Source organism: Wolbachia sp. wLmal (assembly GCF_049435495.1).
Classification (GTDB): Bacteria; Pseudomonadota; Alphaproteobacteria; order Rickettsiales; family Anaplasmataceae; genus Wolbachia; species Wolbachia pipientis.
This window is the reverse complement of the sequence record NZ_CP185405.1, coordinates 1,047,428-1,060,250: the sequence shown is the minus strand read 5'-3', so window position 1 is coordinate 1,060,250 and position 12,823 is coordinate 1,047,428. Positions and strand designations below refer to the sequence as shown.

10 protein-coding genes and 4 pseudogenes are annotated in these 12,823 nt (G+C 34.7%); 8 read left to right on the top strand and 6 right to left on the bottom strand.

Features of this window, described 5'->3' with window-relative positions:
- Positions 1-41: 41 nt before the first annotated feature.
- Positions 42-1,335 (top strand): annotated as a pseudogene (locus tag ACEL90_RS05320) (IS4 family transposase).
- Between the two features lie 10 nt (positions 1,336-1,345).
- On the top strand, positions 1,346-1,642 hold the full coding sequence (locus tag ACEL90_RS05315; protein ID WP_423348774.1) for a head-tail connector protein: 297 nt from the start codon (positions 1,346-1,348) through the stop codon (positions 1,640-1,642).
- A 70-nt stretch (positions 1,643-1,712) separates the two neighbouring features.
- On the opposite strand, the pseudogene ACEL90_RS05310 reads toward ACEL90_RS05315, so the two are convergent.
- Positions 1,713-2,120, bottom strand: a pseudogene (locus ACEL90_RS05310) (IS4 family transposase); the annotation flags it as partial.
- A 216-nt stretch (positions 2,121-2,336) separates the two neighbouring features.
- On the opposite strand from ACEL90_RS05310, the gene ACEL90_RS05305 reads away from it, so the two are divergent.
- Positions 2,337-3,284: an IS110 family transposase gene (locus ACEL90_RS05305; protein WP_209472550.1), complete on the top strand. Its 948-nt coding sequence runs from the start codon at positions 2,337-2,339 to the stop codon at positions 3,282-3,284.
- 198 nt (positions 3,285-3,482) lie between these two features.
- Positions 3,483-4,017: pseudogene (locus tag ACEL90_RS05300) on the top strand (transposase); the annotation flags it as partial.
- A gap of 347 nt (positions 4,018-4,364) precedes the next feature.
- Here the strand turns inward: ACEL90_RS05300 and ACEL90_RS05295 are convergent.
- The 4 genes from ACEL90_RS05295 to rlmB all read right to left on the bottom strand — a co-directional run bounded on the left by ACEL90_RS05295 (position 4,365) and on the right by rlmB (position 7,607).
- The gene (locus ACEL90_RS05295) at positions 4,365-5,342 is read right to left on the bottom strand and encodes a quinone oxidoreductase family protein (RefSeq protein ID WP_423348859.1); all 978 of its coding nucleotides are present in this window, start codon (positions 5,340-5,342) and stop codon (positions 4,365-4,367) included.
- A 170-nt stretch (positions 5,343-5,512) separates the two neighbouring features.
- Complete coding sequence (locus tag ACEL90_RS05290; protein WP_213863166.1) at positions 5,513-6,049, bottom strand: cytochrome c oxidase assembly protein; 537 nt, start codon at positions 6,047-6,049, stop codon at positions 5,513-5,515.
- A complete protein-coding gene (locus tag ACEL90_RS05285) occupies positions 6,050-6,763 on the bottom strand; it encodes a Bax inhibitor-1/YccA family protein (RefSeq protein WP_423348858.1) in 714 nt (237 codons plus the stop codon).
- Positions 6,764-6,842: 79 nt separating this feature from the next.
- Positions 6,843-7,607, bottom strand: coding sequence for a 23S rRNA (guanosine(2251)-2'-O)-methyltransferase RlmB (gene rlmB / locus ACEL90_RS05280; protein ID WP_423348857.1), 765 nt, complete (start codon positions 7,605-7,607; stop codon positions 6,843-6,845).
- A 92-nt stretch (positions 7,608-7,699) separates the two neighbouring features.
- Here rlmB and ACEL90_RS05275 point away from each other — a divergent pair, with 92 nt between their 5' ends.
- Positions 7,700-8,200: a Smr/MutS family protein gene (locus ACEL90_RS05275; protein ID WP_423348856.1), complete on the top strand. Its 501-nt coding sequence runs from the start codon at positions 7,700-7,702 to the stop codon at positions 8,198-8,200.
- A gap of 812 nt (positions 8,201-9,012) precedes the next feature.
- Here the strand turns inward: ACEL90_RS05275 and ACEL90_RS05270 are convergent.
- A complete protein-coding gene (locus ACEL90_RS05270; RefSeq protein ID WP_423348855.1) occupies positions 9,013-10,047 on the bottom strand; it encodes an aspartate-semialdehyde dehydrogenase in 1,035 nt (344 codons plus the stop codon).
- A 140-nt stretch (positions 10,048-10,187) separates the two neighbouring features.
- On the opposite strand from ACEL90_RS05270, the gene ACEL90_RS05265 reads away from it, so the two are divergent.
- The 3 genes and pseudogenes from ACEL90_RS05265 to ACEL90_RS05255 all read left to right on the top strand — a co-directional run bounded on the left by ACEL90_RS05265 (position 10,188) and on the right by ACEL90_RS05255 (position 12,519).
- Positions 10,188-10,640, top strand: a complete 453-nt coding sequence (locus tag ACEL90_RS05265) for a hypothetical protein (protein WP_423348854.1) — start codon at positions 10,188-10,190, stop codon at positions 10,638-10,640.
- A gap of 320 nt (positions 10,641-10,960) precedes the next feature.
- Positions 10,961-11,921 (top strand): annotated as a pseudogene (locus ACEL90_RS05260) (IS110 family transposase).
- Between the two features lie 442 nt (positions 11,922-12,363).
- Positions 12,364-12,519, top strand: a complete 156-nt coding sequence (locus tag ACEL90_RS05255; protein ID WP_423348853.1) for a hypothetical protein — start codon at positions 12,364-12,366, stop codon at positions 12,517-12,519.
- Positions 12,520-12,823: the final 304 nt, after the last annotated feature.

The window sequence follows — 12,823 nt, the reverse complement described above, 5'->3', positions numbered from 1 at the left end:
AGGTATAAGTTCTCCCAGATATACTTTTAGTGAGAGAACCAATGAATAAAATAACTTGCTTATCAAAAAAGCTCAAAGAATTTTTTAATGAAAAAGCAGAGAAAATCTCAATTACAACAAGGTTTATAAAAAGAAAGAGAAAGCTAAAAGGTTCATCATTCGTAAAAGCCATGGTCTTGGGTAATATAGGAGTTGATAATTGTAGCGTAGAAACAATGTTTCAATTACTAAACGAGGACTCGATAGATATAACAAAACAAGTTTAGATTTACTGAAGAAGCAGTGGAATTTATGAAAAGGATGTATAATGAATCTGTGATTCTCTTTAAAAATATCTTGCAAGTTGGTTGCAAAATCTTACAGCAATTTAATAGTGTTAAATTATTGGACAGTAGCTATACCTAACAGTATGGAAGAGATGTATAAAGGTTATGGTACTAGCTACAGTGGCTATGAAAGCAATACTAAGTCTGGAATAAAGTTACAATTAGTTTTCGACTACATGAATCAGATAATAGACCAACTTAATTTAACGGAGGGGGTAAGATCAGACCAGGGATATAGGAAACATTTAAGTAATATATTAAGCAATGATTTGCTAATATCTGATCTCGGTTATTTTGTGCCAAGTTCTTTTAAACAAATCAATGAAATAGGAGCTTATTTCATAAGTCGTTGATACCAACATATATGATGTAGAAACAAATCAAAAAATGGAGTTATTAGAATGTTTAGAGGATAAGTTATTTTTAGAAAACGAGGTATTGTTAGGAAAAGAAGCAAAAATTAGAGTAAGAATTATATGTCAGAAACTAACTGAATATGGCCAGAAGAAGGAAAGCTAATAGATTAGCAAGATCGCAGGGATATACATCCTCTAAAAGAAATCAAAAATTGTTGAACTGGTCAATATTTATAACTAATGTTCCAGAAAATAAAATTAGTGCTGAGCAAGTATTAACGATTTACAGAGTAAGGTGGCAAATTGAGTTATTATTTAAATTGTATAAAAGCCATACCAGGCTTGATAAGCTAAAAGGAAAGCCATGCAGAGTATTATGTGAACTATATGCTAAATTGTGCGCAATTCTTATATTTCACGGCATAGTTGGTTGCACAGAAGTGAAAAAGAATACAGAACTTAGCTTAACAAAGGCATTTATTGAGCTAAAAAGGCGGGTTAGAGAGTTATTTTTAGTATTAACCAAAATTAATAGTTTAAAAGCATTTCTTAAAAAACTCACTATAACTTGGTCGCGATTTTCATTAAAAGACAAACGTAGAAGGGCTAGAGTATCCACTTTAACCTCTCTAAATTTGCTCACAATCTCTTAACTTGACGCGTATGGTGAGTAAGATAGTATTGGCTACTGCAATGATGTCTAAAAATCAAGAGAAGAGTACACTTAAGTATTATTTTAGTGATGTAGGGGGCTACGTTGAGTTTTTCAATTGTTTGAATGCAATAAGAGTTGATGTTGTATACGAAGCTGGTTATGACAATGTTCCTGAGCAGATAAAACTAGGTATTATGCGGCATGTTTCTGCTCTTTACAAAAATCGTGAATCGGAGGTAAGTAGCCATTTATCTGAAGTGAAGAAGGTATATTCTCCGTTTCGCGAACCAAAGGTTGTTTTGTAGCTCTTTCTGGTCATTCAAACTGGGCTACTACGTCATACCGTTACGGATAGATCCCGCTAACAACTTACTGTTACCCACAAATATGAGGTTCGTGAGCAAGTCGCCATCCTTCTGCTAAATCAAAGAGACGTTTATATCCTTTCCAAAGAACATAAGGTCCTGGTTCTGGGTCATTTTTTCTTGCTAAATGGCCTCCAAGTCCATGAAACAGCTTCTTTTATGTTGGGAACTACACTTGGACATGGTTTTCTGTGTATTTTAACGTATAAAACTTTCCATTCCTCTTCAGCTAATAAGGTAGTACATGGTAATGTTGGGTTAGCTCTTGCAATTGATGTAATAAAGAAGATCCTCCAAGCAATAATACTCATAACTGTTAGATATCTCATTAGTCTTTCTGCTATTCCAAGCCTACATTCTTCAACTTTGAGACCGAATTTAAAATTTTATGTAATATCTCTATTTTCCATCTAAGGCAATTGTAAGTTAAAAACGTGATATAAAAGAGATAAGAGAGAAAGATAACCCTGCTCACTAGGAATAGCGGGCGTGCGCGACCGAAAGGAAATTGGTATTACAACCGTTGGTATCAAGGTACGCTAGCCCTATCTCTCGATACGTTTGAATAGTTGCTTGGGACATATATATGCACCCGTTTACAATCTTAAATTAACTAAAACTATCGAGGTTTATTATGGTTACATCTTATCAAAATTTTATTGGCATTGACATCGGAAAATTTAAAAATGTCGTTGCAATTCACAAACAGAAGAATGCTGTCGAATTTGATAATAATGCTTCTGGTTGGCAACAATTATTTCAAGAGTTTTCAGATATTCTACCTAATGCTTTAGTGACTTTAGAAAATACAGGGAAATATGAGCTTGGCTTATCACATTTTCTTACCGACAAAAATATTGCCGTGCATCGAGCTAATACTCGTAAAGTAAAAAGCTTTATTTTATCTCACGGAACTTTAGCAAAGTCTGATAGATCAGATGCAAGAGCTCTTGCTCAATATGGATTTGAACGCCATAGAACTATCTCTCTATTTGTACCTACCTCTACAGAACAATCAACTTTGGCTGCACTTTGTCAACGTCGTGATGATATTACGCAAATGAGAACTCAAGAAAAATGCAGACTTGAAGCACCGGAAAATGATCATATAAAAGAAAGCTGTCAAAAGACCATTGAGTTTTTCGATAGTCAAATAAACGAACTCAATGATACTATACAAAAGATTATTGATGAAAGCCGCGAATTACAACAACGCCAAAAAATTCTTAAAACAGTTCCTGGAATAGGTAAAAAGTTATCACAAGATTTTTTGTGTTTAATGCCAGAGCTTGGTTACTTAAATAGAAAAGAAGTAGCAAGTCTTGCCGGAGTTGCACCGCATCCAAAAGAAAGTGGTAAAGCTGTTGGTTACCGAAGGATTACAGGTGGTAGAAGTAACGTTCGTTCAAAGCTCTTTACAGCCGCTATGGCTGCTACAAGGTCGAAATCTATACTTGGCGCCTTTTATTCTAAGCTTGTTGAAAGTGGTAAGAAGAAGATGGTGGCTATAACAGCCCTAATGCGTAAAATTATAGTAATTGCTAATACAAGACTTAAAGAAGCAATTAATTTGCATACTTAAAAATCTTCACAACGGTAACTGAAATTGGCTAATGAATATGTGCGTCCACACAGACTTAAAGCACATATTCATTAGCTTAAGCAGAAATTGCTGTGGTAGCTGTTTGATATAAAATCTATTTCTATGACAAACGGGTTTTTATTGCCCATATAATTTGCAAAATTACACAAATAAAAAAAAATTTTAAAAAACATAGTTGATAGCACTGACAGAAAATATCGTGGCTATGAGCAAACGAGAAAATTGCACGTAATGTTGAATATAAACAGCAAAAAAGCCATAGCTGTAAAATACAGTAATGGCTGATCACTATGGAGCTTGTGATTTGCTAAAAGAAGTTGATTTTCAGCATGCCATAAAAGCACTATATGCAGATAGAGCATGTGATAGGCACAAGTTTTATAAGTTGTGTAACGAATATGATATAAAGACAAAAATTCCACCAATAAACAATGCGGCAGAACATCCAGAAATAGATTATATGTCTGACAGGAATGCTGCTATTAGGTTAATAAAATTATAAGGTGAAGATGGCATGAAAGAATGGAAAAAAGAAGTAAATTATGGGAAAAGATCTTATATTGAAGGGTTTTTCTCAAGATTAAAGCAAATATTCGGATTTAGTTTTAGGAATAAATCTGAGATAAATCGAGAAAAAGAACTGCTAATCAAATGCTATTTGCTTAATAAATTCACTGATATTGGTATGGCTAAATTTGAGATAGTTACATGAATTTACCATAAATCACCATCTCATAAAGTGTGATGCAACAAAGCCATCCCAGTGTCAAGCACTGGGATGACAAGAAGAGAGCACTGGAATGACAGGAGAAGGAGGGCTACTACCGTCATAAAGGAACCAGTGTCAGCTACTTGGATGATACCTTTTTCTACTTAATTTGGGTTATGCAAGAAGTCTATTCGCGGTATAGATTCCGCTAACACGTAGCGGGATGACGGTTGTCGGTAAATCTAAGTCAGTTTAGCTATATGCTTTTAATTCCCCCAAAAGGAGAATTAAATATGTGAAGTTCTAGTTGATATGACTTAATGAATGGTTAGTTTAAATTACTAATTTATTTAGGAGATTTTGATAATATTTAACCCACTCGCTTTTCTATTTTCCATATCACGATGTGCTTGAATTATTTCATCAAATTTATATTTTTTATTGATCCGTACAGTTAAAAGTTTTTTTCTTATCATCTCGAAGATTTCCATTGTGGTAAGCACTAATGTGAATCTATCATGCTTATAATGGTATATTGAGGTTCCAGTTGCAAATAACGAACGTGAACTAAGTAAAGAAAAACTAATAGGAGCGTTACCTGATATCTGCCCATAGGAAACGTATATGCCGAACCTGCCTAAAGATTCAAAAGAGAGCTTGCTTGTAGCGTAACCTATGGGGTCATATACTGCACCTACTCCTCTGTTTTGCGTAATCTCCATAATTTTAGAAACGAAGTCTTTATCATTGTAGTTTATTGCGTATGTGCAGCCACTTTGTAAAGCTATCTTCATTTTTTCATCAGAGCTTACAGAACCTATCACTACACCTTTTTTATCCTTTGCCCATTGGCATATTATTTGTCCTAAGCCACCATTAGCCCCATGAACTAGCACGAAAGCACCAGGCCTGATTTTATAAGATTGATTAACTAAATAGTGAGCTGTCATACCTTTAAACAGCACTGCAGCAGCAACTTTATCAGATATGTCATCTGGAATTTTTATCAGATATTTCTGGTGTATAATGCGCTTTTCACAATATGCCCCTGGAGGAGCTGTGCAATATCCAACTCTATCTCCGACCTTCAACCCATCACTGATTTTTTTACCAAGCTTTTCAATAACTCCCACTGCTTCCACTCCAAGCACTGATGGTAAATTTTTAATTTTGCGTGTACCTTTTCTGTGCTCTAAATCATAACGATTTAAGCCGATAGTTGTGTGACGCACTAAGACTTCCTCGCCTTTTGGCTCACCTATGCTCTTATCTACAAATTCTAATACTTCTGGTCCCCCAGTTTTTTTAATTTGTATAGCTCTAACCATGATGAATATTAAGACAAAAACTTTGATTATGTTATCTAACAATTAATATTTTGCAAAGTTATTGTTTTCACAATCAATAGACTTCTTGCGTTACCTCTTGTCATCCCAGTGTCAGCTACTCGGATGACACCCTATTGATTACTGAAATGACACGGTTTGCAAACATTCTGTTACTTAAGCTTAAAAAACGTGTATGATAGCGTTATTTCACTTAAATCTTTTGTATTACTATCAAGCATTATCTCAGGATCTATATAGAAAGATACGGGCATAGCTGCTTTTTGTTTTGGTAGCAACATTTGCTCTTCAAAACAAAAGCATGCAATTTTATTGAAATACTTACCTGCTTTGAAAGGCGTAACATTATACACCGCCATTCCAAATGAAGGCTGATCAGATAGATTTTTTGCGTAATAAAAAGCTAAACTTTGTTCTCCTATGTTTACATCAACATAGTTAGTTTCTGATTTAAATTCCCAAGGTAGATCGGACATTATATCAGCATTGAAATGGACCCTGATCTTTTGGTTAGTTATATTTGTTGTTGTGTTAGTTACTTTTCTTATTGTGCCACCATACCCAGTAGCTTTACAAAAAATGCTATATAGAGGCACCGATGCATATGTAAGACATATCATCGACACAACTAAAGATATTAAAAAGAAGACTATAGAATTTTTATCATTTCTCCTTAAAAAGGAGAACATTTAGTCCCTGTTATTAAGTAACCTGAGCAAACTGAGAAATACATTGATAAAGTCTAGGTAAAGACTAGTTGCACCAAGTATTGCCAGCTTAGTAGTAGCAGCTTCTGAACCATCATTATACTTGTAATAAACATCCTTGATTCTCTGAGCGTCAGATGCAGTTTTTAAAGTAAACACTATTACCGATATGAATGATATTGCAAAATCGAGTGGACCACTTCCAAGGAACAAATTCACTACAGATGCTATAATTAACCCCCAGACTCCCATTCTCAAAAAAGAGCCCATACTTGTTAGATCTCTTTTTGTGATGTTACCATACAAAGCCATAGAGCCGAACATGATTGATGTAATGAAAAATGCTCTTGCTATACTTTCTGCAGTATAAATTATGAAAATATAGGATGAAGACATTCCAATTAATACTGCAAACGCAAAAAATATGGTGAATGCAGACTGAACACTAAGATGTAGAATTTTAGGGTATACAAAAAACACTAGTACAAGTGGAGAAAATATTACTGTATACAACAGGACTGGATTAGAATGAATTACCTGAAAAAGACCTGAAAACACCGTTAGGAACGCGACAAGCCCTGTAACGCCTAAAGCTAAAGCCATATAATTATATACTTTAGTTAGGTAACTTCTAAGCCCAGCACTGTAGTAAGCGCCTTGAGAGCGAATATCCTGTTCATTTCTCATGTAAGACATAATATAACTCCTTTTATCCATTACTTAACACGTTATAATATAAAACCATATTTTCATCAAGTGTTTTTATTATAAACAGCTATGCGCTGGCATTTGTTTTAATATAAATAGAATATAGGCCTATTGCTGCTGCATTTGAAACATTTAAACTGTTAATTGCATTTGACATTGGTATTTTTAAAAGATAATCACAGTTTTCTTTAACTAACCTCCGCATTCCTTTCTCTTCGGAACCAAAAATAATTACTCTTTTTTTCTCAAAACTCTTTATTTCATCTATATTTTCTTTAGTATTGCAATCAAACCCATAACACCAGTAACCGACCTTTTTTAAATACTGCATAGTTTTTACTATATTTGTAACGTATATTGGTGGGACAATATCCAATGCTCCACTTGCTGCTTTTGCAATAGATGCATTTTCACTTGGTGAATGGTTATGTGGTAAAACCAATGCGTCGACATTAAAACAAGCTGAAGTTCTTAAAATCGACCCAATATTGTGCGTGTCAGTGACTTGATCTAAAATGACTATAGTAGAGCTATCGTTCGAGCTTTCAGCTATTTCTTCAATGCTTAAGTTATAAAGAATAGGGGCAACATTTAAAGCAATTCCCTGATGGTTAGCACCTTTGGGTAAAACGTCATTAAGTATTTTGCTTTCTACTAATCGAACTTTAATGCCCTTACTGTCTACACATTGCCTAATTTCTTTTTTGTGCTCTCTATAGAAATTTTCTGTTGCTAACAGTTCTATACACCGCCTATTTTTATTCTTCAGTGCTGACATGCAGGTGTGCTTTCCATACAGCCAAAAATTCTCATTAGTTTTTGACGATTTCATCGTATTATTGAAAATCGGGTTTTTATAGAATAAGCAACATTTTACTATGTTTGGATATTGTTGTAAAATTATACAATTCGATTAATGCGTTTATGTCGGACGATGAGTTGGATTGGCAAAAAAATGTTAAGCCAATAGAATGTAGAAAAGTTACTTTGAAAGTTGATCATAAAGTAAATATAAAGTCTATGGTTGATAAAGGTACCTCCGACTTACAAGGGAATTTTCTTAATACCAATAATGGTAACTCATCATTTTGTCTTGACTACAACACAAAATCAAAGATTGATAGGGGTAAATATTTTATAAGCGATAAGCTCGATTTGCATGGCTATAATATAGAGGATGCTTACTGTAAATTGATAGATTTTATTATCAAAAATTATCGAGCAGGAAATAGATGTTTATTGGTAATTACGGGATACGGCAGTGCAACAAACAAAACAGACACTATAAAGAGTAACTTAAATAAATGGTTAAATGACACTAAAATCCAGCATATGGTTCTATACTACCAACAAGCTACGAAAAAACATGGTGGTAAAGGGGCTTTTTATGTTTTATTAAGAAGGAATAAAAACCTTGAGTCCTGATACTTAAAATTCCTTTTAAGCCTTAATTTTTCTTGTATAACCATACAGTGTTCGGCAGCGCGTGATGCACAACTGTGCGAACATTGTGATTTGGGTCTACCAGGAAGGATGTCTCCCAGTACCTCTTTTCCCGTCATCCCGCTACGTGTTAGCGGGATCTCATTTCACTTTATGAGGGTGTCATCCGAATAGCTTGACTACTTGGATCCAGCTGAGTTGGTGAGTATAAAAGTATAGCTTCTACGTCATACCGCGATTCATTCGCGGTATCTCAGCCGCTAACAAGTAGCGGGGTGACGAGTTACTATACCGCTGCGAACCGTCATACCGCGATTTATTCCATAGCTGTACGAACATTCATTTTTGAAGGTAAACTGCACAGCAAATGGTGTCATTCCAGTGCTTGACACTGGAATCCAGCCGGCTTTGTTGCATCGCTAGCTATGATGGATTAAAGATAAAAAAGGTGGAGAATATCAGTAGCTTATTATTCTGGTATTTATAACAAGAACGGTCAGTGAATACCTAAATTTGAGTAAAAGAAATTTCACTACCACTCACTAATCCGGCTAAAATTCAAGAATTTCAATGCTTTAGCTATTTTCAATAGAATTAAATTTATTAATATAAATAACAAATTACTATTCTTAAATTTGATCAGATTGATTGCAAAAAAAACAAGATTTTCAATAAGTTGCTTATAATCCTAATTATAGTTAGCCTTTCATAAGTAGCGATGCAACAAAGCCATTCCAGCGTCACGCGCTGCCATGTGATATACAATTTCCTTCGAATTACAACGTACGTGCGCTCTATATGCACTTGATTGACAAATGCTCTCTTATCAAAATCTCAAGAATCTGCACTATATTTAATGCTGCGCCTTTGCGCAGGTTGTCAGCCACTATCCACATATTTAATCCGTGCTCAACAGTATTGTCTCTTCTAATACGCGATACATATACAGCATTCTCCTGTACAACATCAATTTGAGTTATGTATTCACTATCTTCACGCCTGTTGTACACTAAAACTCCACTATCTTCGGCTTCACTTAGCACTTCACGAGCTTGTTCTTCAGTGATATGTTGATCAAATTCCACATTTACTGCCATAGCGTGACCGATAAAGACGGGTACCCTTACACAAGTTGCAGTAACTTTTATATCTTCCTCTAAAATTTTTTTTGTCTCCTCTTGCATTTTCCATTCCTCTTCTGTAGAGCCATTTTCCATGAATTCTCCTACATGGGGAATGCAATTGAATGCTATTTGCTTAGAGAATATCTTGGGTTTTTTAGCTTCGTTCATAAAGATTTTTTTTGTCTGGTCATAGAGCTCATCCATTGCTGCTTTGCCTGCACCAGAAGTTGATTGATAAGTTGAAGCAACGATTCTCTTTATTTTTGCTTTTTGGTGTAATAGATGTAGTACTAGCAGCATCTGTATTGTAGTACAGTTTGGATTGGATATTATGTTGTGGTTTTTATATTCCATAATTTTTTCTTTATTAATCTCTGGAATAATGAGTGGCACACCCTCTTTCATTCTAAAATGGGAACTGTTATCTATCACGATGCATCCAGCCTGTGTTGCAATTGGTACATACTCTTCAGAAACATGAGGTCCAGCACAGAAAATGGCTACATTAGTTCCAACGAAGTCATAATCCTCAAGGCATAAAACTGTTAACTCTTTGTCACCAAAGCTCACCTTCTTCCCTTCTGATTTTTTCGATGCAAGTGCAATAACGCAATCTATCGCCTCATCTTGAAATTCAGCAAGCGTGCTTAATACCTTACGCCCTACTCTTCCGGTTGCTCCAATAACAGCAATTTTGTATCTCATATAGATGAACCTCTAATTTTAAAGTCCTATTATATTTTTACTGACAAAATTTACAATTGTTTTAATATTTTTACCTTGCAATTAATTGTAATTTAGCTATTATTATGCAATATTAGTAATATTACATAATGAAATGAAAGATGAGTAAGGAATACGATGAAACTAAGGTTAAACCTGCAATGTCTACACCTCAAGGGCCTGAAGGAACCAATGGATCAAAGGCCCAAAGTGTTCTTTCGAATAAAAGAAAGCCTACAATAAATTTTGATGATAAAAAGTATGGTGTAAAAACCTCTAAAATAGACCAACAGTCCCTAAACAAAAGACAAGAATCTTCAAAGCTAAGAGATCTCTTAAGGTCAATACCAATAATAAGGAGATTTTTAGCAAGGATTTTCACACCTGAAAAAATAGAAATCATCAGTAACCCTATATATGACAACATGGAAGCATATAAAAAATCGCAGGAAGATTACCCTAGTAAGATAAAAGATGAAACTAGTATAGATGATGAACACACAAAAGAAGTAGATAGTAAACTTGAGAAGGGTGATGTTGAACAAGTGGACAACAAGAAAAGTCGTAGTTCATAAATATCAATCATTTAAAAATTATCTCTAGTTATAACATTGTATCTGTTCAGATGCATGGCTCATGTACAAATATTGAAACAAAAATTCCAGTACTCCTTTCTCGTCATCCCAGTGCGTGACACTTGTATCTTTATGATGTGAGGCATTAGAGCTAAAATACCTCACAGGGAGGGTGAAGCTGATGCGACACTAATGCCATTAAGCCAGATTTTGCTTCCCTCCCATAGAGTTAAAGACTGAACAGTATCTTTTGGAATTATATCCCGTATTACAAGGTTAGTCTAAACTCTCAGTTTATTTATAGTCTTGGAGGCAATTTTATGCAAGTAAATGCTATTTTGGGTGTGGATATTTCAAAAAAGAAATTTGATGTTTGTTTGTTAGTGGACAGTAAAAAACGACACAAAGTCTTTCAAAATAATCAAGATGGTTTTGCAAAACTTGTAGTTTGGTGCAATGGCCATGGAGCAAATCTTACTCATTTATGTCTTGAAGCAACTAGTTGGTATGGAGAAGATTTGGCTACTTTTATGCACGATTTAGGACATAATGTCAGTATAGTAAACCCAGAAAGCTTTTGGCAAAAGCGAGCTGCTCAGAAATAAGACAGATAAATCAGATGCAGCTATGATAGCTAGATTTTGTATCGCCAACAAACCTGCTCTTTGGAAGCCCATTGCACCTGAAATGAGCCATTTGAGGGAGCTTTACCGTTGCATGCAATCGCTAAAAGATGATAAGGTGCAACAGGCAAATCGCTTGGAAAACAAAAATATGCATTCCAGTTGCAAAGAAGCTATATCTAAAGTAATTTTGGCAATAGAGGAGCAAATTATTGTTCTCGAAAAAGAAATTAATGAGCATATAAATAACTATCCACATCTAAAAAATATGGTGGAAAACCTTAAGACTATAAAAGGTATAGGATATCTTACTGCTGTTGCTGTTGTCGCAGAAATGCCATCAGTTGATAACTTTGACAATGCTAAGCAATTTACAGCTTTTGCTGGTCTAAATCCAGGACATTATCAATCGGGATCGTCAGTAAGTAAGAGAAGTTGCATATGCAAAATAGGATCTGAGCGTATTCGAAAAGCTCTTTATATGCCAGCTATAGTAGTCAAAAACCATAATAATCATTTTCAAAAGTTTTGTCAGCGTCTAGCGAGTAAAGGCAAATGTCCAAAAGTCATAGTTCTTGCGTTAATGCGAAAATTAATGCATGTCTTTTTTGGTATTCTTAAAAATAATCAACCATTTAATTGTAATTTTGTTGGATAATTTGTTTGACAGCAGAGACAGTATCTGGGATCCAGATTGGGCACTAAGTTGGTAAACACGAAAGCGATTAATCCTTTACAACGTTTTTGATGGAACTGCGCGAAAGAACTGGATGCCAGACTCTCGCGTCAATGTTAAACAAAATACCATAGAATTCAAGAAGACAATTCCTAGACCCGAAAAAAAGGTAAGTCATGCTAATGTTATTTAAAAAGGATAAGCTAAATTTTTTAATTTACAAAATGAAAAATATAATTGATTAAAGATAACGATTGAAAAGTTGGAAAAATAAATAAAGAAAAGATTAATCGATATTATGCCGTATAAAGTAGCGCTTCATAAGCAAGAATAGCCTTTTTACGTTCTACTTCCCAGCGATATAGCCCTTTCCATAATAGTGGGAACAAGATAAGATAGTGATTTATGGTAACAAGAAGGTAAAATGCCAGCAGAGTACAGTTATGACTCAAGAAAAAACCATTCAGGTATTGGAAGAAGTTCGCACGAATCCAGTGGTAGACCAATCCATCCCAAAGAAACTTGTTCTCAACGCCCTTGGTTTCGAACGCTGGAAATGGTTGCACTATTGAATTATTAGTAATACATAACACTAAGTTAATACTAGTCCCTATTCAAAAATACCAAAGAAGCATTGAGGGTGAACTCACGGTAAAATAGGATAAAATCTTTTATCGATAGACCACATAACCTTTACAAGACTAACTTTAGCTTGAAAGAACATAAATCAGATTTCTATAGATTCTAATTTCCTCAGCCTGCAATTATAGGCTATTCTCCTTACCTTATTGGCAAAAGAATTAACATTGGTTGTTTACACCCATAATCCGCACCATTATCCTTTGTGACTATATAATTTTATAGTTCGCAAGGCACGCTTATTC